At 69.8% G+C, this 21,453-nt stretch carries 24 protein-coding genes and 1 tRNA gene; 12 read left to right on the top strand and 13 right to left on the bottom strand.

The genetic code is table 11. From position 1 onward, the window contains the following. Positions 1-14: 14 nt before the first annotated feature. The 5 genes from LOC65_RS16020 to LOC65_RS16040 form a co-directional block, all read right to left on the bottom strand. A complete protein-coding gene (locus tag LOC65_RS16020) occupies positions 15-956 on the bottom strand; it encodes a bestrophin family protein (RefSeq protein WP_230248224.1) in 942 nt (313 codons plus the stop codon). Positions 957-1,012: 56 nt separating this feature from the next. Then, positions 1,013-1,104: transfer RNA gene (locus tag LOC65_RS16025), tRNA-Ser, on the bottom strand. Positions 1,105-1,147: 43 nt separating this feature from the next. Next, complete coding sequence (serS, locus tag LOC65_RS16030; RefSeq protein ID WP_230248225.1) at positions 1,148-2,440, bottom strand: serine--tRNA ligase; 1,293 nt, start codon at positions 2,438-2,440, stop codon at positions 1,148-1,150. Positions 2,441-2,517: 77 nt separating this feature from the next. Further along, on the bottom strand, positions 2,518-3,489 hold the full coding sequence (gene ispH, locus LOC65_RS16035) for a 4-hydroxy-3-methylbut-2-enyl diphosphate reductase (protein ID WP_230248226.1): 972 nt from the start codon (positions 3,487-3,489) through the stop codon (positions 2,518-2,520). Next, a complete protein-coding gene (locus LOC65_RS16040) occupies positions 3,489-3,932 on the bottom strand; it encodes a peptidylprolyl isomerase (RefSeq protein ID WP_009858904.1) in 444 nt (147 codons plus the stop codon). Before LOC65_RS16040 ends, ispH begins: the two co-directional genes overlap by 1 nt. A 53-nt stretch (positions 3,933-3,985) precedes the next feature. On the opposite strand from LOC65_RS16040, the gene radC reads away from it, so the two are divergent. Further along, the gene (radC, locus tag LOC65_RS16045; protein WP_009858905.1) at positions 3,986-4,663 is read left to right on the top strand and encodes a DNA repair protein RadC; all 678 of its coding nucleotides are present in this window, start codon (positions 3,986-3,988) and stop codon (positions 4,661-4,663) included. Beyond that, the gene (locus tag LOC65_RS16050) at positions 4,660-5,289 is read left to right on the top strand and encodes a Smr/MutS family protein (protein WP_230248227.1); all 630 of its coding nucleotides are present in this window, start codon (positions 4,660-4,662) and stop codon (positions 5,287-5,289) included. Before radC ends, LOC65_RS16050 begins: the two co-directional genes overlap by 4 nt. A 195-nt stretch (positions 5,290-5,484) precedes the next feature. Here LOC65_RS16050 and LOC65_RS16055 read toward each other — a convergent pair whose 3' ends face one another. From LOC65_RS16055 to LOC65_RS16065, 3 genes are read right to left on the bottom strand one after another with little or no spacing between them, the layout of a single operon-like run. Further along, entirely contained in the window at positions 5,485-5,883 is a 399-nt protein-coding gene (locus LOC65_RS16055; RefSeq protein WP_009858907.1) for a group II truncated hemoglobin, read from the bottom strand. Beyond that, positions 5,880-6,716 carry a MinD/ParA family protein gene (locus LOC65_RS16060; protein WP_230248228.1) on the bottom strand — a complete coding sequence of 279 codons (837 nt, stop codon included), beginning with the start codon at positions 6,714-6,716 and terminating at the stop codon, positions 5,880-5,882. Before LOC65_RS16060 ends, LOC65_RS16055 begins: the two co-directional genes overlap by 4 nt. After that, entirely contained in the window at positions 6,713-7,447 is a 735-nt protein-coding gene (locus tag LOC65_RS16065; RefSeq protein ID WP_029718640.1) for a GGDEF domain-containing protein, read from the bottom strand. The genes LOC65_RS16060 and LOC65_RS16065 overlap by 4 nt, the downstream gene beginning before the upstream one ends. 185 nt (positions 7,448-7,632) lie before the next feature. Between LOC65_RS16065 and LOC65_RS16070 the strand changes: the two genes are divergently transcribed. From LOC65_RS16070 to LOC65_RS16085, 4 genes are all read left to right on the top strand, one after another. Further along, the gene (locus tag LOC65_RS16070; protein WP_206023463.1) at positions 7,633-8,475 is read left to right on the top strand and encodes a CheR family methyltransferase; all 843 of its coding nucleotides are present in this window, start codon (positions 7,633-7,635) and stop codon (positions 8,473-8,475) included. Positions 8,476-8,531: 56 nt separating this feature from the next. Further along, entirely contained in the window at positions 8,532-9,200 is a 669-nt protein-coding gene (cheD, locus tag LOC65_RS16075) for a chemoreceptor glutamine deamidase CheD (protein WP_009858911.1), read from the top strand. A gap of 32 nt (positions 9,201-9,232) precedes the next feature. Beyond that, positions 9,233-10,321 (top strand): chemotaxis response regulator protein-glutamate methylesterase, encoded by a 1,089-nt coding sequence (locus tag LOC65_RS16080; RefSeq protein WP_009858912.1) that lies wholly within the window; start codon positions 9,233-9,235, stop codon positions 10,319-10,321. Positions 10,322-10,458: 137 nt separating this feature from the next. Next, the gene (locus tag LOC65_RS16085) at positions 10,459-11,232 is read left to right on the top strand and encodes a sulfite exporter TauE/SafE family protein (protein WP_404947952.1); all 774 of its coding nucleotides are present in this window, start codon (positions 10,459-10,461) and stop codon (positions 11,230-11,232) included. 9 nt (positions 11,233-11,241) lie between these two features. Here LOC65_RS16085 and hemW read toward each other — a convergent pair whose 3' ends face one another. The 5 genes from hemW to LOC65_RS16110 form a co-directional block, all read right to left on the bottom strand. Then, on the bottom strand, positions 11,242-12,459 hold the full coding sequence (gene hemW, locus LOC65_RS16090) for a radical SAM family heme chaperone HemW (protein WP_230248229.1): 1,218 nt from the start codon (positions 12,457-12,459) through the stop codon (positions 11,242-11,244). Beyond that, the gene (locus LOC65_RS16095; protein WP_230248230.1) at positions 12,452-13,090 is read right to left on the bottom strand and encodes a non-canonical purine NTP pyrophosphatase; all 639 of its coding nucleotides are present in this window, start codon (positions 13,088-13,090) and stop codon (positions 12,452-12,454) included. The genes hemW and LOC65_RS16095 overlap by 8 nt, the downstream gene beginning before the upstream one ends. A 13-nt stretch (positions 13,091-13,103) precedes the next feature. Beyond that, positions 13,104-13,829, bottom strand: a complete 726-nt coding sequence (gene rph / locus LOC65_RS16100) for a ribonuclease PH (protein WP_230248231.1) — start codon at positions 13,827-13,829, stop codon at positions 13,104-13,106. Between the two features lie 123 nt (positions 13,830-13,952). After that, positions 13,953-14,861: a PP2C family serine/threonine-protein phosphatase gene (locus LOC65_RS16105; protein ID WP_230248232.1), complete on the bottom strand. Its 909-nt coding sequence runs from the start codon at positions 14,859-14,861 to the stop codon at positions 13,953-13,955. A gap of 6 nt (positions 14,862-14,867) precedes the next feature. Next, positions 14,868-15,836 carry a serine/threonine-protein kinase gene (locus LOC65_RS16110; protein ID WP_029718643.1) on the bottom strand — a complete coding sequence of 323 codons (969 nt, stop codon included), beginning with the start codon at positions 15,834-15,836 and terminating at the stop codon, positions 14,868-14,870. Positions 15,837-15,867: 31 nt separating this feature from the next. On the opposite strand from LOC65_RS16110, the gene LOC65_RS16115 reads away from it, so the two are divergent. The 6 genes from LOC65_RS16115 to LOC65_RS19525 all read left to right on the top strand — a co-directional run bounded on the left by LOC65_RS16115 (position 15,868) and on the right by LOC65_RS19525 (position 21,446). After that, a complete protein-coding gene (locus LOC65_RS16115; protein WP_081666893.1) occupies positions 15,868-16,767 on the top strand; it encodes a YicC/YloC family endoribonuclease in 900 nt (299 codons plus the stop codon). A 96-nt stretch (positions 16,768-16,863) separates the two neighbouring features. Next, positions 16,864-18,282, top strand: a complete 1,419-nt coding sequence (locus LOC65_RS19520; protein ID WP_230248233.1) for a site-specific integrase — start codon at positions 16,864-16,866, stop codon at positions 18,280-18,282. Positions 18,283-18,427: 145 nt separating this feature from the next. Further along, complete coding sequence (locus LOC65_RS16125) at positions 18,428-18,655, top strand: AlpA family transcriptional regulator (RefSeq protein WP_230248234.1); 228 nt, start codon at positions 18,428-18,430, stop codon at positions 18,653-18,655. Between the two features lie 309 nt (positions 18,656-18,964). Beyond that, the gene (locus tag LOC65_RS16130) at positions 18,965-19,861 is read left to right on the top strand and encodes a hypothetical protein (protein ID WP_230248235.1); all 897 of its coding nucleotides are present in this window, start codon (positions 18,965-18,967) and stop codon (positions 19,859-19,861) included. Beyond that, positions 19,851-20,744, top strand: a complete 894-nt coding sequence (locus LOC65_RS16135) for a nucleotidyl transferase AbiEii/AbiGii toxin family protein (RefSeq protein ID WP_230248236.1) — start codon at positions 19,851-19,853, stop codon at positions 20,742-20,744. Before LOC65_RS16130 ends, LOC65_RS16135 begins: the two co-directional genes overlap by 11 nt. A 534-nt stretch (positions 20,745-21,278) precedes the next feature. Further along, complete coding sequence (locus LOC65_RS19525) at positions 21,279-21,446, top strand: hypothetical protein (protein WP_310736936.1); 168 nt, start codon at positions 21,279-21,281, stop codon at positions 21,444-21,446. Positions 21,447-21,453: the final 7 nt, after the last annotated feature.

Consider the following 21,453-nt stretch of genomic DNA (forward strand, 5'->3'; position numbering starts at 1 on the left):
GTCTTTCATGGCGCTCAGCGCAGCCAGAAGTCCACCGGCTGCAGCGGCGGCGGGATGCCCTCGTCGCCCAGGCTCTCGCGCAGGCCGATCTCGATCGTGCGGCAGATCGCGTCCAGCGGCAGGTCGTTGTAGCCGTGTCCGAACGGGTTCTCGATCTCGTCGCCGACGGCGTCCAGGCCGAAGAAGGTGTAGGCGACAAAGGCCACGACCAGCGGCGTGACGAAGCCCAGCACGTCGATCAGGCCGAAAGGCAGCAGGAAGCAGTAGAGGTAGGCCGTGCGGTGCAGCAGCAGCGAGTAGGCGAACGGGATCGGCGTGCCCTTGATGCGCTCGCAGCCGGCGAAGGCCGCGGCGAAGGCGGCCAGCGTCTGGTCCATCTCGCAGGCGACGATGGAGTCGATGGCGCCGTCGTCCAGGCCGCGGCGCAGGTCGTCGCCCAGGCGCTGCAGCAGGTACTCCGGGCCGTTGGACGCGGCCTGCAGCCCGGCCCATTCGGCCGGCGTCAGGAAACGCGCGAGTTCAGGCTCTGGCTTCGTGTCGCGCAGATGGTGGCGCAGCGCGTGCGCCAGCGCGACGGTGCGCCAGACGATGCGCACACGCAGGTCGTCCAGCCCCAGCGAAGCCTGCGCCGGCACCGCGCCGCGCACCAGGCAGCGCGCCTGGCGCGCCAGGCTGCGGCTGCGGTGCACGACGTCGCCCCAGAGCTTGCGCGCCTCCCAGTAGCGGTCGTAGGCGGCGCTGTTGCGAAAGCCGAGGAAGATCGCCAGCGCGATGCCGATCAGCGAGAACGGGATCGTCGTGACGGTGATCTTGTGGTGCAGCAGCTCGCCGTGCAGCAGCGTGACGACGACGGCCGTCAGCGTCGTGCCGGCCAGCGGCACCAGGATGCGGTGCAGGATCGAGCCGCGCAGCACGAAGAACAGGCGCGGGCCGACCGGGCGTTCGCGGAGGATCATGTGGACGGTTCCGAAAAGAAAAATCCCTCACGGCCGGGGGCGGTGAGGGACTGTTCTGGCGGAAAGGGAGGGATTCGAACCCTCGTCACGGGAGGACCCGTGAACCGGATTTCGAGTCCGGCGCATTCGACCACTCTGCCACCTTTCCTGGTATTCGCGTGGTCTCGCTGGGGTCAGCGAAGCCGCGCATTCTAGCGCAGGATTTCGGCGCCGCCTAGATACGGCCGCAAGGCCGCCGGCACGCGGATCGAACCGTCGGCCTGCTGGTGGTTCTCCAGCACCGCGACGAGCGCGCGGCCGACCGCCAGACCCGAGCCGTTGAGCGTGTGCACGAACTCGGTCTTGCCTTGGGCGTTGCGGAAACGCGCCTGCATGCGCCGCGCCTGGAAGGCCTCGCAGTTGCTGCACGAGCTGATCTCGCGGTAGGTGCCCTGCGCCGGCAGCCAGACCTCCAGGTCGTAGGTCTTGGCCGAACCGAAGCCCATGTCGCCGCTGCACAGCGTGATCACGCGGTACGGCAGCTCCAGCTTCTGCAGGATGGCCTCGGCATGGCCGACCATCTGCTCGAGCGCCGCGTCGCTGTCTTCGGGACGCACGATCTGCACCATCTCGACCTTGTCGAACTGGTGCTGGCGGATCATGCCGCGCGTGTCGCGCCCGGCGCTGCCGGCTTCCGAGCGGAAGCAGGGGCTGTGCGCCGTCAGCTTGATCGGCAGCGCCGCGGCGTCGAGGATCTGTTCGCGCACGGTGTTCGTCAGCGGGATCTCCGACGTGGAGATCAGGTACTGCTCGCGCTGCTCCTCGTCGCCGCCACGCAGCACCCAGAACATGTCCTCCTTGAACTTCGGCAGCTGGCCGGTGCCTTCGAGCACCTCGCGGTTGACGATGTACGGCGTCCAGCACTCGGTGTAGCCGTGCTCCTGGGTCTGCGTGTCCAGCATGAACTGGGCGAGCGCACGATGCAGGCGTGCGGCCGGGCCGCGCAGGAAGGTGAAACGCGCACCGGCGAGCCTGGCGCCGGTGTCGAAGTCCAGGCCCAGCGGCTGGCCCAGGTCGACGTGGTCCCGGGGCGTGAACTCGAAGCTGCGCGGCGTGCCCCAGCGGCGCAGCTCGACGTTGCCGCTCTCGTCGGCGCCGACCGGCACGCTGTCCTGCGGCAGGTTCGGGATCGACATCAGCATCTGCTGCAGTTCGGCCTGGATCGCCTCCAGCCGTTCGGCGCCGGCCTTCTGCTCGTCGCCGATGCCGCCGACCTCGGCCATCAGCGCCGAGGCGTCCTCGCCGCGGCCCTTGGCCTGGCCGATCTGCTTGGACAGCTGGTTGCGCCGCGCCTGCAGGTCCTCGGTGCGGGTCTGGATGCGCTTGCGTTCGGCCTCGAGCGCGGTGAAGCGCTCGACGTCGAGGAAGGGTTGCGGCGCGCGGCGCTTTTCGAGACGGGCGACGACGCTCGCGAGGTCGCGGCGCAGCAGGGTGATGTCGAGCATGGGTCCTCCGGAGAGGGTGATTCTAGAAAGGCGAACGGCGCCCTCGTGGCGCCGTCGTCGGGGATGGCGCGGGAATCTCAGTCGGACGCGGACGGCGCGTCGAGCCCGGCCATGCTGCGGTCGCCCAGGCCGCGCGGCAGCGGGAAGCGCACCGACTCCTTGACGCCGTCCATGTTGCGCACGCTGAGCACGCCCAGCTCGCGCAGCCGGGCGATGACCTGCTGCACGAGGATGTCCGGCGCCGAGGCCCCGGCGGTCAGGCCGACGCGGCTGCGGCCCTCGAACCAGGCCGGCTGCAGGTCGGCGGCACTGTCGACCATGTGCGCCGGCGTGCCCAGCCGCTCGGCCAGCTCGCGCAGGCGGTTGCTGTTGCTGCTGGTCGGGCTGCCGACGACGATGACGACGTCGACCGCCGGCGCGATCAGCTTGACGGCGTCCTGGCGGTTCTGCGTCGCGTAGCAGATGTCCTGCTTCTTGGGCTCGCGCACGTGCGGGAAGCGCGCCTTCACCGCGGCCAGGATCTCGGCGGCGTCGTCCACCGACAGCGTGGTCTGGGTGACGACGGCGAGCTTGTCGCCGCGCGGCTGCACGCGCGGCACGTCCTCGGCGTCCTCGACGAGGTAGATGCCCTCGGAGAGCTGGCCCATCGTGCCCTCGACCTCGGGGTGGCCCTTGTGGCCGATCATGATGAACTCGTAGCCCTCGCGCGCCAGCTTGGCGACCTCGACGTGGACCTTGGTCACCAGCGGACAGGTGGCGTCGAAGACCTTGAAGCCGCGGCGGTCGGCCTCCTCGCGCACCGCCTGGCTGACACCGTGGGCGCTGAAGACCAGCGTCGCGCCGGGCGGGACCTCGGCGAGCTCCTCGATGAAGATCGCGCCCTTGGCCCGCAGGTCGTTGACGACGTAGGTGTTGTGCACGATCTCGTGGCGCACGTAGATCGGCGCGCCGAACCTGGCGAGCGCACGCTCGACGATCTCGATCGCGCGGTCGACGCCGGCACAGAAGCCGCGCGGCTCGGCCAGGACCAGTTCCTCGATCGCCGCCATCACAGCACTCCCAGGATGCGCACCTCGAAGTGCACGGACTGGCCGGCCAACGGGTGGTTGAAATCGAACAGCAGCCAGTCCTCGCCGACCTCGCGCACCATGCCGGCGTAGCTGCCCAGGCCGTCGGGGGTCGGGAACTGGACGACGTCACCGACGGTGTAGACGGTGTCCTCGTCGCCGAGCTCGCGCATCAGCGACATCTTCACGCGCTGCATCAGCTGCGGGTTGCGTTCGCCGAAGGCGGCGCCCGGCGGCAGCTCGAAACGCGCCTCGGCGCCGTCGTCCAGGCCGATCAGCGCCTGCTCCAGGCCCGGCGACAGGTCGCCCGCGCCGATCGTCAGCGTCGCCGGCGTGCCGCCGAAGGTGTTGACGATGTCGCCGCCGTCGGGCCCGGCAAGCCGGTAGTGCAGGGTCAGGAAGGAGCCGGACTGGACGGTGGTCACTGGGGGTACGTCGCTGACGATAGACTGGTTGCGGCCATTGTAAGAGCCGCCCCATGCCCCTCCTGAAGGACCTGCCCGCCGACCAGCGCCCGCGCGAGAAGCTGCTCCAGCGCGGCCCGGGCGCGCTCGCCGACGGCGAGCTGCTGGCGCTGCTGCTGCGCACCGGGCTGCCCGGCGAGGGCGTGTTCGAGCTCGCGCAGCGTGTGCTCGCGGCCTGCGGCGGCGCCGGCGGGCTGCTGGCCGCGACGCCGGCCACGCTGGGCCGGGTCAAGGGCCTGGGGCCGGCCAAGCAGGCCGAGCTGCTGGCGGTGATGGAGCTGGCGCGCCGCGCGCTGGCCGCCAAGGTGCGCGCCGCGCCGGTGTTCGACTCGCCGGACAAGGTCAAGGACTACGTCGCGCTGCAGCTGGCCGGCCGGGAGCACGAGGTCTTCGCGGTGCTGTTCCTCGACAGCCAGCACCGCCTGATCGTGATGGAGGAGATGTTCCACGGCACGCTGACCCAGACCAGCGTCTACCCGCGCGAGGTGGCGCGCCGGGCGCTGGCGCTCAACGCCGGCGCGGTGATCCTGGCGCACAACCACCCGTCGGGCGTCGCCGAACCGTCGCGCGCCGACGAGTTCCTGACGCAGACGCTGCGCCAGGCGCTGCAGCTGCTGGACGTGCGCGTGCTCGACCACCTCGTCGTCGGCCGCGGCCAGGTGGTGTCGATGGCCGAGCGGGGGCTGGTGTGAAGGTCTCCAGCCTGAAGGAACTGCAGGCGCTGCGCGAAGCGATCGCGCGGCGCGAGCGCGAAGCCGCCGAACGCGCCGAGCGCGAACGCCGCGAGGCCGCCGAAGCCGAGGCCCAGCGCCGCGTCTTCGCCCATGCCGTCGGCCCGGTGCATGCGCTGCGGCCGCACGGCCGCGCCCACGTGCACCGCGCCCGCCCGGCGCCGCTGCCGCGCCAGCGCGAGGCCGACGAGCGCGAGGCGCTGCGCGCGACGCTGTCCGACGAGGTCGACGTCGAGTCGCTGCTGCTGACCGACGACGGCCTGTCCTTCCGCCGCTTCGGCGTCGGCCCCGACGTCGTCACCAAACTCCGCCGCGGCCACTGGTCGATCCAGGCCGAGGTCGACCTGCACGGCCTGCGCCGCGACGAAGCCCGCGACGCGCTGGTGCGCTTCGTGCGCGAGGCGCTGCAGCGCGGCCAGCGCTGCGTGCGCGTCGTGCACGGCAAGGGCCACGGCTCGCCGGGGCGCAAGCCGGTGCTGAAGGTCAAGGCGCAGCGCTGGCTGGCGCAGTGCGAGGAGGTCATCGCCTTCGCCCAGGCCACCGGGCCGCAGGGCGGCGCCGGGGCGCTGATCGTGCTGCTGGGGTGAGCACGGACAGCCGGCCCCTCGGGCCAGCCCGCAGCGGCGGGGTCAGGTCTCGCAGCGACGGGGTCACGCAGCGACGGGGTCAGCGCAGCGACGGGGTCAGGTCTCGAAAGACCTGACCCCGGGCATCTCCCGCAGCGGCGGGGTCAGGTCTCGAGAGACCTGACCCCGGGCGTCCCTGACCCCGGGCGTCCCGCTTCACCCGCCCTGGTTGCGCATCCAGTCGGCGGTGCCGAACAGCGACTCGGTCAGCCGGTCGGCCAGTGCGGGCTCGAGGCCGCAGTCGCCCAGCGCCTGGATCATGCAGGCCATCCACTGGTCGCGTTCGGCGATGCCGATCGCGTACGGCAGGTGGCGCGCACGCAGCCGCGGGTGGCCGAAACGCTGGACATAGTGATCCGGCCCGCCAAGCCAGCCGCAGAGGAACCAGAACAGCTTGTCGCGCGAGCCGTCCAGGCTTTGGGGGTGCATCGCCCGCAGCGCCGCATAGGCCGGCTCCAGCTCCATCAGGTCGTAGAAGCGGTCGACCAGCGTGCGCACGCCGGCCTCGCCACCCAGGCGCACGAACGGCGTCGGCGCGGCTTCGGCGGCGCTCACCGCGCCCCGTCGACGAGGGACAGCAGCCGCGTCGCGACGCCGACCATGGCGATCGCCGCCGGCGTCCCGGGCAGGCTTTCCAGCAGCAGCTGGCGGCGCAGCACGGCTTCGCGCACCGCGGGATCGGCAGGCAGCTCGCCGAGCAGGTCCAGGCGCACCGGCCCGTCCAGCGACGGCGCGACGTAGCGGTCGACGACGGCCTGCAGCTGCTGGCGAACGGCACGCCCCTCGCCGGGACGTCGTGCCTGGTTGACCAGCGTCTGGATCAGGCGCCGGCCCTGGGTCGTCGCCAGGACCTTGATCGTCGCGTAGGCGTCGGTCAGCGAGGTCGGCTCGGGCGTGGCGACGACGATCGCGTCGTCGGCCAGCGACACCGTGTAGAGCACGACGTCGGAGATGCCGGCGCCGGTGTCGAGGATGACGTGGTCGAAGCGCGGCGCGACCTCGGAGATCACGCGCTGCAGCTGGTCACGCACCTCGGGCGTCATGCGCGAGTACTCGACCATGCCCGAGCCGGCGAGCAGCACCGTGAAGCCGCCCGGCGCCGGCAGCAGCGCGTCCTCGAGCGAGCACTTGCCGGTGAAGACGTCGTGCAGCGTCAGCTTGGGATACAGGTTGAGCACGACGTCCAGGTTGGCCAGCCCCAGGTCGGCGTCGAGCACGAGCACGCGGCGGCCCTGGCGCGCCAGCGCGGCGGCCAGGTTGGCGTCGACGAAGGTCTTGCCGACGCCGCCCTTGCCGCTGGTGATCGCGCTGATGCGCGCACGCGGCCGCGCGGCGCGGGAGGCGTCGTCTCGGGTGGGCACGGCGGCCGGCGGGGTACCGTCGGTCATAGGAAGTCCTGGAAGCTCGTGGAGTCGAACAGCAGCCGCTTCTCGTCGTGGCTGACGTGCGAGTCGGCGGTCGGTTCGAGCAGCACGCGGTTGCGGCCGGCGGCCTTGGCGGCGTAGAGCTGCAGGTCGGCGCGTTCGAGCCACAGCGCCGGTGTGGAACGCACCCACTGCGGTGCGAAGGCACCGCCGACGCTGACGCTCACCGACAGCGCGCGGCCGTTGCCGACAGACACGCTCATGCGCTCGACCTTCTGGCGGATGCGCTCGGCGACGGTCAGGCCGAAGGTGTGCGGGCAGTTGGGCAGGATGATCGCGAACTCCTCGCCGCCGACACGCGCGACGAGGTCCATCGGCCGCACGCTGTCGGCCAGCACGGCGGCGACGGCGCGGATCACCTCGTCGCCGGCGGCATGGCCGTGGCGGTCGTTGACGAGCTTGAAGTGGTCGATGTCGGCCACCAGCATCAGCGCCGGCTCGCCGCTGCGGGCGACACGGTCGATCTCGCGCTCCAGCGCGAGCTGGAAGGCGCGACGGTTGGCCAGGCCGGTGAGCGCGTCACGGCTGGACAGGTCGACCAGGGCGTCGATGAGGCGCTGCATCCACTGCACGCTGCCGGGCTCGCCCGTGGGCTCGGGCAGGCCCGAATGGGCGAGCAGTTGCAGCGCCTCGTTCAGGCGAAGCGTCACAGGCGGATCGGCTGGGGGGTGACGGGGACAGTCCAAGGGTGTCATTCCCGGCAGCGACGACGCCACTCCCCGGGAAAGCACCAGTCTAGCCGGGGCCGCGAACGGCCGCAAAAGAGATCTGAGCGGAAAACGCCGCACAACTCCGGACCACGGCCGCGCCGCACACCGCGACACTGTCGACCGGAACCAACATCCCAGGCCGCGCCGCACGCGCGGCGCGAATGCCTGCCATGAACGCCGCCCTTCCCGTGCTGGCCGCTGTCGCCGACCAGGAGTTCACGCTCTCGGCGGCCGATTTCGAACGCATCCGCCAGCTGATCTACCAGCGCGCCGGCATCAGCCTGCACGCGGGCAAGCAGGCGATGGTCTACAGCCGTCTGTCGCGCCGCCTGCGCGAGACCGGCTACCGAGACTTCTCGAGCTACCTGCAGGCGCTCGAACGCGGCGGCTCCGACCACGAGTGGCAGGAGTTCGTGAACTGCCTGACCACCAACCTGACGGCCTTCTTCCGCGAGGAACACCACTTCCACGCCCTCGTCGAGGACCTGCGCGCGCGCGCCTCCAAGCCGATCCGCATCTGGTGCAACGCCGCGTCCACCGGCGAGGAGCCGTATTCGCTGGCGATGACCGTCGTCGAGACGCTGGGCACCTCGGCGCAGGCGAAGATCCTGTGCAGCGACATCGACACCAAGGTGCTGGCCACGGCCAGCCGCGGCGTCTACACCGCCGACGCCCGCGGCCTGTCGCCCGAGCGCCTGAAGCGCCACTTCATGCGCGGCACGGCCAAGAACGAGGGCTTCATCCGCGTCAAGCCCGAGCTGTCGCGGCTGGTCGAGTTCCGCACGTTCAACCTGATGAGCACGAGCTGGTCGGCACTGGGCGACCCGTTCGACATCGTGTTCTGCCGCAACGTGATGATCTATTTCGACAACCCGACCCAGCGCAAGGTGCTGGAGCGCACGCACGCGGCGATGAAGCCCGGCGGCCTGCTCTACGTCGGCCACTCGGAGAACTTCACCGACTCGCGCGACCTGTTCAGATTGCGCGGAAAGACGATCTACGAGCGTGTCTGAGGCCGCCGACACGGTCCCGGCTCAAGAACGGATCCGAAACGGACGATAAGACGGCCATGTCAATCGCCTCCCTGTCCGCGGCGCCCGCCGCGCGTGCGCCCGCCGGGCCCTCGCGCCTGGAGCGTCTGAAGAGCGCATCGCGCCGCCCGGGCGAGGCCTCGTTCTTCTTCTACGACTCGCACTTCCGCAACGAGGCGGTCAAGGTGCTGCCCGGCGAGTTCTTCGTGCACGACGAGGACATCCTCATCATGACGACGCTGGGCTCGTGCATCGCCGCGTGCCTGTGGGACCGCGAGAAGAAACTCGGCGGCATGAACCACTTCATGCTGCCCGACGCCGGCGGCTCGGCCGACTGCGGCCGCTACGGCTCGTTCGCGATGGAACTGCTGATCAACGAGATGATCAAGCGCGGCGCCACGCGCTCGACGATGGAGGCCAAGGTCTTCGGCGGCGGCGCGGTCATCAGCGGCATGAACAGCATCAACGTCGGCGAGCGCAACACGACCTTCGTCATGGACTACCTGCGCACCGAGCGCATCACGGTGGTCAGCAAGGACGTGCTCGACATCTACCCGCGCAAGGTGTGTTTCCTGCCGCACAGCGGCAAGGCGATGGTCAAGAAGCTCGCTTCGGCCAACACCGAGGCGCTGGTGGCCCAGGAACGCGCGGCGGCGTCGCAGCGAGTGCCCGCCGGCAGCAGCGGCGGCAGCATCGACCTGTTCTGAACACGGCGACAAGCACGCAGGAGACCGTCAGGATGAGCAAGACCCGCGTCGTCGTCGTCGACGATTCAGCCCTCGTGCGCGGCCTTCTGGCCGAGATCATCAACCGCCAGCCGGACATGACCTGTGTCGGCGCCGCCGCCGACCCGCTGGTGGCGCGCGAGATGATCCGCAACCTGAACCCCGACGTCATCACGCTGGACGTCGAGATGCCGCGCATGGACGGCATCGACTTCCTGTCGCGGCTGATGCGGCTGCGGCCGATGCCGGTGGTGATGGTCTCGACGCTGACCGAACGCGGCGCCGAGGTGACGATGAAGGCGCTGGAACTCGGCGCCGTCGACTTCGTCTCCAAGCCCAAGATCGGCGTCGCCGACGGCCTGCGCCAGCTCGGCGACGACATCACCGAGAAGATCCGCACCGCCGCCAAGGCGCGTGTGCACCGCCTGGCTGCGGCGCCGGCGCCGGCCGCCGCCACTCCCGGCGCCGCCCGCCCGGCGACGGTGAGCCCGCTGGGCCGGCTGTCGACCGAGAAGATCATCTTCATCGGCGCCTCCACCGGCGGCACCGAGGCCACGCGCGAGGTCATCACCCAGCTGCCGCCGGACGCGCCGGCGGTGATGATCACCCAGCACATGCCGCCGGGCTTCACGAAGAGCTATGCCGCGCGGCTGAACGGCCTGGCACGCATCCGCGTCGCCGAGGCGGTGGACGGCGAGCGTGTGCTGCCCGGCCACGCCTACATCGCCCCGGGCGGCCTGCACCTGTCGGTGGAGCGCTCGGGCGCCAACTACATCGCCCGCGTGCGCGACGGCGACCCGGTCAACCGCCACAAGCCCTCGGTCGAGGTGCTGTTCCAGTCGGCGGCGCGGGTAGTCGGCCCGAACGCGCTGGGCGTGATGCTGACCGGCATGGGCGCCGACGGCGCGCGCGCGATGCGCGAGATGCGCGACGCCGGCAGCTGGAATGTCGCCCAGGACGAGGCGAGCTGCGTCGTCTTCGGCATGCCGCGCGAAGCCATCGCCCACGGCGCGGCGCACGAGGTGCTGCCGCTGCAGCGCATCGCCACGGCGCTGATCGAGCGCCTGCGCAGCACCGCCGGCCTGGCGACGACCCGCGTCTGAACCACGCGGCCCCGGGCCGCAGGCCGGCCCGGAGCTTGCTCCCCCGTCGGGAGGGGCCGGCGGCAGCGGGTCTTCATGCCTGCCGGTAGGATCGACGCGGGCAAAGTCTGCAAGGAACTTATTTGGACGCGTGGTGGGTGAACGCCATCGCCGGCTTCGGTGTCGGCACCGTCGTCGGCATCACCGGCGTCGGCGGCGGGGCGCTGATGACGCCGATCCTCGTGCTGCTGTTCGGCGTGGCGCCGGCGTCGGCGATCGGCACCGACCTCTGGTTCGCGGCCATCACCAAGTCGGTCGGCGGCTTCGTGCACCACTCGCGCGGCACCGTCGACCGCGAGGTGCTCAAGCTGCTGTGCCTGGGCAGCCTGCCGGCCTCGCTGGCGACGCTGGCCTGGCTGCACCTGAGCAACGCCTCGCAGCTCAAGAGCGGGCTGCTGATGAGCGCGTTGGGCGCCGTGCTGCTGCTCACCGCGGTGGCGATGGTCTTCAAGAAGCGCGTGCAGGCCGTGGGCCTGAAGCTGCGCACCGTCTCGCCGGTCGACTTCAAGCGCTGGCAGCCGGCGCTGACCGTCGTCGCCGGCGCCGTGCTCGGCCTGCTGGTGACGCTGACCTCGATCGGCGCCGGGGCGCTGGGCGCGGTGATGCTGGTCTACCTGTACCCGTTCCGGATGACGCCGTCGCGGCTGGTGGGCACCGACATCGTGCACGCGATCCCGCTGACCATCGTCGCCGGCACCGGCCACCTGCTGCTGGGCAACGTCGACCTCGTGCTGCTGGGCACGCTGCTGATCGGCTCGATCCCCGGGATCATCATCGGCTCGCACCTGAGCACGCGCATGCCCGAGGGCCTGCTGCGGCCGGCGATCGCGGCGCTGCTCGTCGTCGCCGGGCTCAAGCTGCTGCACGTCTGAGCCGGCGGCTCAGGACGGCGCCAGGAACAGCTGCTGCAGGTCCGAGAGGAAGTCGAAACCGCGCACCGTCGGCACGAGGCGGGTGCCCTGGCGCTCCAGCAGGCCGCGCGCCAGCGCCTGCGTCAGGCCCGGCTCCAGCGCCGTCGGCGACAGGCCGGTGCGTTCGGCGAACAGGCCCGGCTCGAAACCCTCGCGCAGACGCAGCGCGTTGAGCATGAACTCGAACGGCAGCTCGGCGGCACCGACCTCGTGCTCGTTGGACACCGCGTGGCCGGCCAGCGCCTGCTCGACATAGGCCTGCGGCTCGCGCCAGCGCACCTGGCGCACGACACGTTCGGCGAACGACAGCTTGCCGTGCGCGCCGGCGCCCAGGCCCAGGTAGTCGCCGAAGTGCCAGTAGTTCTGGTTGTGCACGCAGCGGTGGCCCGGCCGCGCGAAAGCCGAGACCTCGTAGCGCGCCAGGCCGCCAGCCGCGGTGCGTTCGGCGATCAGGTCCAGCATGTCGCTGGCCAGGTCGTCGTCGGGCAGGCCTTCGGGCGGGCGCGTGGCGAAACGTGTGTTCGGCTCCAGGCTCAGGTGGTAGATCGACAGATGCGGCGGCGCGAAGGACAGCGCCGTGTCGAGGTCGCGCGCCAGCGCTGCCAGGTCCTGGCCGGGCAGCGCGTACATCAGGTCGAGGTTGAAGGTGTCGAAGGCGCGCGCCGCTTCTTCGAGCGCGGCGCGCGCCTGGGCACCGTCGTGCACGCGGCCGATGGCGGCCAGCGCGGCGTCGTCGAAGCTCTGCACGCCGACCGACAGCCGCGTCACGCCAGCGGCGCGGAAGGCGGCGAAGCGTTCGCGCTCGAAGGTGCCGGGATTGGCTTCCAGCGTGATCTCGCAGCCGGGCTCCAGCGGCAGGCGCGCACGCACCGCGGCCAGCAGCCGGTCGACCATGGCCGGCTCCAGCAGGCTGGGCGTGCCGCCACCGATGAAGACGCTGATCACCGGCCGGCCCCAGACCAGCGGCAGCGCGGCCTCGAGGTCGGCGATCAGCGCGGCTACGTACCGCGACTGCAGCGCCGTGTCGGGCCGGCCGCCGCCCAGCTCGTGCGAGTTGAAGTCGCAGTACGGGCACTTGCGCAGGCACCAGGGCACGTGCAGGTACAGCGACAGCGGCGGCAGCGCGTCCAGGCGCACGGCGCCAGGTTTCAGCCAGCGCAGCGTCGCTTCGGCGCGGGGATCAGCCAAGGTGCCAGGCGTCCTGCATCAAGGTGATCATGCGAGCCGCGGCACGGGCGCGGTGGCTATGCGCGTTCTTCGTCGCCGCGTCGAGCTCGGCCACCGTCGCGCCGAGTTCGGGCACGTGGACCAGCGGGTCGTAGCCGAAGCCGCCGCTGCCGCGGCGCTCGGCCAGCAGCTCGGCGTTCCAGCGCCCGGCGGCGACCAGCGGCTCGGGGTCGTCGGCATGGCGCAGCGCGACGATGACGCTGACGAAGGCCACGCGGCGGTCGGCGACGCCGGCCATGCGCTGCAGCAGCAGCGTGTTGTTGGCCGCATCCTGCGCAGCGCGGCGCGCCTCGCGGTCGGCCAGCGCGGCGGCCTCGGCCGGCAGCGGCGCGTAGTGCGCCGAGATCACGCCCGGCGCGCCGCCGAGCGCGTCGACGCACAGCCCCGAGTCGTCGGCGATGGCCGCGCCGCCGACGGCACGCGCGGCGTGGCGCGCCTTGGCCAGCGCGTTCTCGACGAAGGTGTGGTGCGGCTCGTCGGCCTCGGTGACGCCGAGTTCGCCTTGCGGCACCAGCTCGATGGGCAGCGTGCCGAAGAGCGCGCGCAGCTCCTTGAGCTTCTTCGCGTTGTTCGACGCCAGCACGAGGCGCATCGCGATGCTCCCGTCAGGCGGCCAGCGCCGCGCGCTGCGCGGCCGCCAGCTCGGTGATGCCCTTGCCGGCCAGCGCCAGCAGCGCGTCCATCTCGGCGCGCGTGAACGGCACGCCTTCGGCCGTGCCCTGGATCTCGACGAAGCCGCCGGAGCCGGTCATCACGACGTTCATGTCGGTGTCGCAGGCCGAGTCCTCGATGTACTCGAGGTCCAGCAGCGGCGTGCCCTGCACGATGCCGACCGAGATCGCGGCGACCTGGTCGCGGATCGGCGAGGCGGCGATCTTGCCCTGGGCGAGCAGCCAGTTGACGGCGTCCTGCGCGGCGACGAAGGCGCCGGTGATCGCCGCGGTGCGCGTGCCGCCGTCGGCCTGCAGCACGTCGCAGTCGATCAGGATGCTGCGTTCGCCGAGCGCGGCAAGGTCGAACACCGTGCGCAGCGAGCGGCCGATGAGCCGCTGGATCTCCTGCGTGCGCCCGCTCTGCTTGCCGCGCGCGGCCTCGCGGTCGCCGCGCGTGTGCGTGGCGCGCGGCAGCATGCCGTACTCGGCCGTCACCCAGCCCTCGCCGCTGCCGCGCTTGTGCGGCGGCACCTTCTCCTCGACCGACGCGGTACAGAGGACCTGCGTGTCGCCGAAGCAGACCAGGACCGAGCCTTCGGCGTGCTTGGTGTAGTGGCGGGTGATCGTGACGGGCCGCAGCGCATCGTGCGCACGGCCGCTGGAGCGGACGAAGGTCATGGCGGGAGGATCGAAAACGAAGCCGACATTGTCGCCGCCCCGCCCCATCCTCCACGCTCACCGAACTGGAGCCCCTGCTGCAGGGGCCGGGGAGCCCGACGGACAGCGCCAGCCATCCGGCACTCACCGCTTCTGCGATGAGCGCCGGATCGCCTCGTTGATCTCGCGTATCGAGCGTTCGATCTCGGCTTCGTCGAGTTCGTCGGCCGGCTCGCCCGCCATGCTGGCCTGGATCGTCGACGCGAAGACCTGCTCGCCGAGCGACAACGTGGAGACGCCGACCGCGTTGTCGCCGTCCTCGGCGCATTCCCACTCGACGGCGATCGCGGTGACGTTGTCGCTGCGCGCGCCACCCAGTCGCAGCGCCTGCTCGACGAGCTCGGGCACGGCGTCGGAGATCGGGCGGCGCGCCAGCTGCTCGGCGATCACCGCGTCGCTGAGGTGGCCCCACAGGCCGTCGGAGCACAGCAGGATGCGGTCGCCGGACTGCAGCACCAGCGGCCCGGCGGTGTCGACGACCGGCTTGCCGGGGCTGCCCAGGCAGGTGAACAGGACGTTGCGGTTCATGCGCTCGCCCATCGGCACGACCTGGGCCAGCGTGTCCTGCAGCTCGGAGTACGAGTGGTCGCGCGTGCGCGCGATCAGCTTGTCGCCACGCACCAGGTACAGGCGCGAGTCGCCGCAGTGCGCCCAGAACGCCTGGTTGCCCTGCAGCACGCAGGCGACGACCGTGGTGCGCGGCGTGTCGCCAAGCGCACGATCACCGGCATAACGCAGCAACTGGTGGTGCGCGGCGAGGATCGCGTCGTGCAGCGTGCGCACCGGCTCGCGCAGCGAGGGCCGCGCCTCGCGCTGGAAGATCGCCGCCAGCGTCTGCAGCGCCAGCTGCGCCGCGACCTCGCCTTCCGGGTGCCCGCCCATGCCGTCGGCCAGCGCGAAGAGCCCGGCGTCCCGCGTGTAGCAGTAGCCCATGCGGTCTTCGTTCTTCTCGCGGCCGCCCTTGCGGCTGACCTGGTAGACGGCGAAGCGCATCGGGCGTCAGGCCTTCTGGCCGGTCTTGATGGTCTCGATCTGCAGCTTGAGCCGCTCGCTGAAGCTCAGCTTGGTGTAGCGGCGCTCGGTCTCGCGCGCCAGCTCCTTCTGCAGCGCGAACACGCTCTGCGGGCGCGACAGCGGGTCCAGCGACATGCACCACTCGGTGACCTCGATGAGGTTGTCCGAGTAGACGTTGCGCAGCCGCGAGAGCGACAGCGCCAGGCGGTCTTTCTCCAGGCGCTGCGGCGCGTCGTTGGGCGGGTAGCCCTGCATGCAGGCGTAGATGCAGGCGCCGATGGCGTAGATGTCGGTCCACGGGCCCAGCGAGCCGTCGCGGCGGTACATCTCCGGCGCGGCGAAACCCGGCGTGTACATCGGCCGGATGAAGTTGCCTTCCTTGGACAGCACCTCGCGCGCGGCGCCGAAGTCCAGCAGCACCGCCTTGTTGTCGTTGGTGATGAAGACGTTGGCCGGCTTGATGTCCAGGTGCAGCATCTTGTGCTGGTGCACGATGCGCAGGCCGCGCAGGATCTCGTCGAACAGGCTGCGGATCGTGCTCTCGCGGAACACCTTGTCGCGCTTGAGGTCGCGCGCGGTGACGATGAAGTCCTGCAGCGTGTCGCCCTGCAGGTAGTTCATCACCATGTAGACGGTCTCGTTCTCGCGGAAGAAGTTCAGCACCGAGACGACGCTCGGGTGGCTGATCTGCGCGAGCGAGCGGCCTTCTTCGAAGAAGCTCTTGAGGCCCAGGCGATACAGCGGCTGCTTGTCGGGCTTGACGCGAGGCGTCAGCTCGCCGGCCGAACGCTCGGCCAGTGAAGACGGCAGGTACTCCTTGATCGCGACGAGCTGGCGGTCCTGGCCCTCGGCCAGATAGACGACGCCGAAGCCCCCGGCCGCGAGCTTCTTGACGATCTGGTAGCCCCCGACCACGGTGCCCGAAGGCAGCGGAGCAGGTTTGGGCTTTGACATAATCGCCGGGCTTTTCGAAGGGTGGGATCCGATGGCGGTTTATAGCATGACGGGGTATGCCAACGCCGCTTCGGCCCCGGCCGGAGACGGTGGCGCGGCGTCCTCCGTTTCAGTGGAGGCGCGCTCGGTCAACGGCCGTTTTCTGGACCTGTCGTTCAGGATGCCGGACGACCTTCGGGGCCTGGAACCTGCGCTGCGCGACCTGCTCGGCACGGCCTTCCGGCGCGGCAAGATCGAGATGCGCATCTCGGCGCAGCGCGACAGCGATTCGGCCTGGCCCAACCCCAACCCGGAGCAGCTGAACCGGCTGCTGCGCCTGGAAAGCTCGGTGCAGGGCTGGATGCCGCAGGCGCGTGGCCTGTCGGTCAACGAGGTGCTGCAGTGGTGCCGCAACGGCGCCGGCGGCGAGCGCCTGGACGAGGCGGCGCTGGAAGCCGCGCGCCAGTGCATCGAAGGCCTGAAGGACGCCCGTGCCCGCGAAGGCAAGCGCCTGGTGGCGATGCTGATGGACCGCCTGGGCAAGCTGCGCGAACTGGCCGACAAGGCCGAGCCGCTGGTGCCGCAGGTGGTGCAGCGCCAGCAGCAACGGTTCCTGGAGCGCTGGAACGAAGCGCTGGCCGGCGCCAACGCCGGCAACAGCGTGCCGGCCGCGACGCTGCAGGAGCGCGCAATGGCCGAAGCCGCCGCGTTCGCGATCCGCATCGACGTCGCCGAGGAGCTGACCCGGCTGCGCTCGCACCTCGACGAGATCGAACGCCTGCTGAAGAAGGGCGGCGAACTAGGCAAGCGCCTGGACTTCCTGATCCAGGAACTGCAGCGCGAAGCGAACACGCTGGGATCGAAGTCGCCGGCGATCGAGCTGACCGCGATCTCCGTGGAGATGAAGGTGCTCGTGGAGCAGATGCGCGAGCAGGTGCAAAACATCGAGTAGGTTTTCGGGGGTGTTCGGGGCGTCCCAAAAACGCACCTAACCCCTTGATGTTCCTGGTCTTTTGGAGACCAGGACGTCTCAGGCGGTTCCGCCGAAGTGCGTGAACCGTGTGAGGTTTACTGTGAGGTTCGGGCCCGAACCTCACACCTCGCCGGCCCATTCGGCCGGCGAACCTCACACCCAAAACGGAGAAGTACCGTGACTGGGACTGAGAAGAGCATTACCGATCGGACACTGCGAGCCTGGCTCGCTGCCGGCCCCACCAACAAGAGCATCGGCGACGGGCTGACGTTCATCGCCAGCGACGCGTCGGCGGGCGTCGGCAAGGCGTCGTGGATCCTGCGCTATCGCATCGGCGGGCGACAACGCGAGAAGGTCCTGGGGCGCTACCCCGACCTCTCGCTCAAGGACGCACGCGAACTGGCGCGACGCGACCGGGCGCAGGTCCAGCAGGGCGTGGACATCGCGGCTGCCAAGCAGGACGTGAAGGCGCGCCTGGCCGACGCCCGGGACGTGCGCGAACTCGGCAAGCTCTGGCATGCGCGGCACATCGCCGAGCGCTACAAGCACCCGAAGGTCGTCGAACGCATCCTGGAGCGGCACGTGTACCCGGTCATCGGCACGGTGCAGATCGTCGACTTGCGGGAGCACCACATCGACCAGGTGCTGACGCTCACCGTGAAGCGCGGCGCGCCGACGATCGCCAACGACGCGCTGCGCATCCTGTTCCGGATGTTCCACTTCGCGATGAAGCGGCAGTGGATGGACCGCAACCCCGCGGCAAGCTTCGACCTCAGCGACGCCGGTGGCACCGAACGGCCGCGCGAGCGCTGGCTCAGCACCGCCGAACTGCAGGCGCTGGCCAAGGCGATGCGCAACACGCCGAGCTTCGGACGCATCAACGAGCTGTCCGTCTGGCTGCTGCTCGCGTTGTGCGTGCGCAAGATGGAACTGCTGGGCGCATGCTGGGACGACTTCGATCTCGAAGCGGGCGTCTGGCTGCTGCGGCCCGAGCGCACGAAAACCGGCGCCCGCATCGAGATCCCGCTGACCGAGCCCGTGCTGGCGTGGCTGAACGAAGTGCGGGTGCTGGCCTGCGGCAGCGACCACCTCTTCCCGCCGCGACGCCGCGTCGGGATCCGCCCAGACACAGGGCAGCGCAACCGGTTCCCGCACGTCAGCCCCGACACGTTGAACCTGGCACTTCGGCGGCTGGAACTCGACGGCGTCGAGCACTTCACGGTCCACGACATGCGCCGCACCGCACGCAGCCACATGGCCGCGCTCGGCGTCGACCGCTTCGTCGCCGAACGCTCGTTGAACCACAAGCTGCGCGACGTCGAGGGCACCTACAACCGCTACGACTACTTCGACGAACGGCGCCGGGCGCTGGGGGTGTGGGCCGAGATGCTGAGGAAGCTGGCGGCTGGGGAGATCGAGGAGAGCCAGACGTCACCGCGGAGCCGGTTCAGGGCTTCGGACCTGGCCGATGGAGGAGCCGAAGCCAAGGGCTGAGCGCCACTGTGCGCTCCGGCACTCGGTAGAGCTTGGCTGAGAGGAACCCGACTCGACTGGGCCAGGAATTCCGGCGGAATCCAGCGGCCGCCGGCGAACAGCGCGGGACTAGAGTGAATGCGTGGCAACGCCCCTGGAGAACGCCATGCCGTACAGCTTCAATGCCCGCAGCCTTCGGCCGTCCGCGGAACCCGAGGGCTTCATGCGTCTGCAGTCGGTCATGCGACTGACTGGCCTGGGGCGGTCGACGATCTACCGGATGATTGACCGGCAGACCTTCCCGAAGCCGGTCCAGTTGAGCGAGAGGTCGATCGGGTGGCGACGCGTGGACGTCGAACGGTGGAGCCAGGAAAGACCTGCAGCAACGCGCTGAGACGGTTGTCGCGCCACAGGCTGCTCCAAAACTGACGGCTCACCCGCCCGTGCCGCGTGCAGCTTGGCCACACTCGCGGGAAGCACGCGGGTGGACGAGAACCGCACGCGAAGCAGATGATCAGCCGATGGCCCTGTACAATACGTCCTTAGGACGTATTGTACAGGGCCATCATAGACCAAAAAAGAGGGTTAGGGATTGGAGTTCGTGCCCGAGTCATGTACGCTGCGTCCTTAGGACGCAGCGTACATGACTCGGACTGCACAAATTCAAGCTGCACCGCCGGCAAACTACCCGGCGCTTCCTGCCTTGGCCGACGCGCTTGCGGCAATCGATGCGCCCGCCGTGTCCCCCTACGACCTCGGACGACTGCTCTTCGCGGCACTGGCCACGAACAAAACCACACCGCCGCCGGCCACCTTGAAGCCCGCCTACCAGGCCGTGGTCCAGTCGCTGATTGAGGTGCGCCTGCTGTCCCCGATCCCGTCGACAGCATCCACCCCCGCTGGATACCGACTCTTCGGGCGCAAGACGGCGATGCCGGCGGAGATCGCGTGCAGTCTTGATCCGTTCGCGTACGTCTCACACCTCAGCGCGATGGAGTACCACGGGCTCACGGATCGGTTTCCGAAGACGCTGTTCATGTCCACCCCCCCGCTGAAGGAATGGCGCAGGCAAGCCAGTCAGCGGATGAGCAGAGATCTCGGTGACCTGCTCGAGCGCTACAAGGCGTCCGGCCTGCCGCGGCTGACACGCCCCGCCCTGGCGGCGGTCGACCGAACCGTCATCCAGTTCCAGGAGCGCAGCCAGATGGGCGCGTTCCGCCGGATCGCGGGCTCCCCACTGTGCGTGGCCACGGTCGGCCGCACGTTCCTCGACATGCTGCGGGAGCCCGGACTCTGCGGCGGCATGCAGCACGTGCTGGACATCTATCGAGGCCAAGCCAAGCGCTATGCGAACCTCATCGTCGACGAGATCGATCGCCACGGCGCCCCCATCGACAAGGTTCGGGCCGGCTATGTGCTGACCGATGTCTGCCACTTGTCACTCCCGGCCACCGAAGCCTGGAAGGCGTTCGCACAGCGCGGCGGTTCGCGCAAGCTCGACCCAGATGCCGAGTACGCGGCCGACTACTCCGAGACCTGGAAACTTTCGATCAACGTGCCACAGCTTCAAGGCGCCGAAGACGATGCCGATGGCGAGTGACCCGCAACTGAGCCCTGTCGATCTGGCCGCCTGGGTGTCGCGCGCCGACGAACGGCATCGCGGCTTTCGCGAGGCAGTGCACATCGTCATCTCCGCGATCAGCGACTCGGCACCGCTGCGGACCCAGATGATCATGAAGGGCGGCCTGCTCATGGCCATCCGGTACGACAGCACTCGCTTTACCCGTGACGTCGATTTCTCGACCCGCGAGAAGTACGCGCCCGGGTCCGAGCAGGCATTGCTGGCCGAACTCGACCAGCAGCTAGAACGGGCCAACGACGCGTTCGGCTACGACACCGTATGCCGGCGACAACGGGCCAAGCTCAATCCACCGCGCGTCGATGCCACGTTCCCCACGCTGACCATCGGCATCGGGTATGCCCCTCGCAGCAATGCCCGCCAACTGCAGCGCCTTGTGCAACTGCAGTCGCCCCTGGTGGTCGAGATCGACTACAGCTACAACGAAGCCGTTCTGGACATCGAGATCCTGCGCTTGAGCGACGGCCAGGAACTGCAGGCCTACAGCCATCTCAACGTCATCGCCGAGAAGCTGCGCTCCCTGCTGCAGCAACCGGTGCGGCGCCGGAACCGCCGGCAGGACGTGTACGACCTCCACCTGCTGGTGACACACGGCGTAACACCGGCGAACGAGATCGAACGGCGACGCCTGCTGGACGTGCTCCGGCAGTCCTGCGCCGAACGTGACATCACCGCCGGGCCGGAGTCCATCCTGGACGCCCAGGTCAAGGCCATGGCACGTGCGGACTACGACAGCCTGGCAGCCGAGGTCGACGGTGGACTTCCCGCCTTCGAAGATGCCTATCGGCTGGTTTGCGCGCTCTACACCTCACTCCCTTGGCCCGCCGAGAAGCGCGGAGCCTGAGCCAAGGGACCGCGCGCAATGCCCGGAGACGAACGCCAACAGATCGCTCGCCTCCAGGCCGAAAACGAACGCCTGAGAGCCCTGCTGCGTCAGCACGGAATCGCCTGGGCGCATGAGCAGCCGGGAAGACGTGCACCCCATCCGCTGAAAGAGCAAGGCCGGCAAGAGTCGGCCACTCACCTGCATGCGGGCAGCATGGGTAAAGCCTTCAAATGGCCCAGGAGAGCGACGGCAGTGCGTTCGTCGAGCACGACCTGCGGCGCCAAGACGACCAGTGGGCCGTCCCGGCTGGCGTCACGGCTCTTCGCCCCGAATGACTGACACGCCGAAGCCGCAAGCCCCCAAAATTACCGCTCCGTCACTTTCCGTTTGACCTCCAGCGGGCTGACACAGAGAATGACCGATAGGTAACTTTAAGCGACGACAATGCCACCCCCTACCAATAATTTACCGGTCGGTCACTCCGATAACAGGGAGACCCCGATCCGCTGCTCCGCCGATCTGGGCGCCGCCATCCGCGGCCAGCGCAAGCAGTTGGCCCTGACGCAACTGGACCTGGCCGGCCTGGGCAACACCGGCAACCGCTTCATCGTCGACCTGGAGAACGGCAAGCCCACGGTGCAGTTGCAGAAGGCGCTGGACATCCTGGACCTGCTGGGCCTGGAGGTCGTGGTGCGCACCAAGGCGTCACGCTCGCTGTGAGGGGCCG

This window comes from Rubrivivax sp. JA1055 (genome assembly GCF_020966565.1).
In the GTDB taxonomy this organism is placed as follows: domain Bacteria; phylum Pseudomonadota; class Gammaproteobacteria; order Burkholderiales; family Burkholderiaceae_C; genus Rubrivivax; species Rubrivivax benzoatilyticus.

Excerpts from the sequence above, each read along its gene's own strand:
- LOC65_RS16020 (WP_230248224.1), bottom strand. The coding sequence starts at position 956 with ATGATCCTCCGCGAACGCCCGGTCGGCCCGCGCCTGTTCTTCGTGCTG.
- serS (WP_230248225.1), bottom strand. The coding sequence starts at position 2,440 with ATGCTCGACATCACCCTGCTGCGCCGCGACCTCGCGAGCGTCGTCGCC.
- ispH (WP_230248226.1), bottom strand. The coding sequence starts at position 3,489 with ATGGCGGCGATCGAGGAACTGGTCCTGGCCGAGCCGCGCGGCTTCTGT.
- radC (WP_009858905.1), top strand. The coding sequence starts at position 3,986 with ATGCCCCTCCTGAAGGACCTGCCCGCCGACCAGCGCCCGCGCGAGAAG.
- LOC65_RS16060 (WP_230248228.1), bottom strand. The coding sequence starts at position 6,716 with ATGACCGACGGTACCCCGCCGGCCGCCGTGCCCACCCGAGACGACGCC.
- LOC65_RS16065 (WP_029718640.1), bottom strand. The coding sequence starts at position 7,447 with ATGACACCCTTGGACTGTCCCCGTCACCCCCCAGCCGATCCGCCTGTG.
- LOC65_RS16070 (WP_206023463.1), top strand. The coding sequence starts at position 7,633 with ATGAACGCCGCCCTTCCCGTGCTGGCCGCTGTCGCCGACCAGGAGTTC.
- cheD (WP_009858911.1), top strand. The coding sequence starts at position 8,532 with ATGTCAATCGCCTCCCTGTCCGCGGCGCCCGCCGCGCGTGCGCCCGCC.
- LOC65_RS16080 (WP_009858912.1), top strand. The coding sequence starts at position 9,233 with ATGAGCAAGACCCGCGTCGTCGTCGTCGACGATTCAGCCCTCGTGCGC.
- LOC65_RS16095 (WP_230248230.1), bottom strand. The coding sequence starts at position 13,090 with ATGCGCCTCGTGCTGGCGTCGAACAACGCGAAGAAGCTCAAGGAGCTG.
- rph (WP_230248231.1), bottom strand. The coding sequence starts at position 13,829 with ATGACCTTCGTCCGCTCCAGCGGCCGTGCGCACGATGCGCTGCGGCCC.
- LOC65_RS16105 (WP_230248232.1), bottom strand. The coding sequence starts at position 14,861 with ATGCGCTTCGCCGTCTACCAGGTCAGCCGCAAGGGCGGCCGCGAGAAG.
- LOC65_RS16110 (WP_029718643.1), bottom strand. The coding sequence starts at position 15,836 with ATGTCAAAGCCCAAACCTGCTCCGCTGCCTTCGGGCACCGTGGTCGGG.
- LOC65_RS16115 (WP_081666893.1), top strand. The coding sequence starts at position 15,868 with ATGGCGGTTTATAGCATGACGGGGTATGCCAACGCCGCTTCGGCCCCG.
- LOC65_RS16125 (WP_230248234.1), top strand. The coding sequence starts at position 18,428 with ATGCCGTACAGCTTCAATGCCCGCAGCCTTCGGCCGTCCGCGGAACCC.
- LOC65_RS16135 (WP_230248236.1), top strand. The coding sequence starts at position 19,851 with ATGGCGAGTGACCCGCAACTGAGCCCTGTCGATCTGGCCGCCTGGGTG.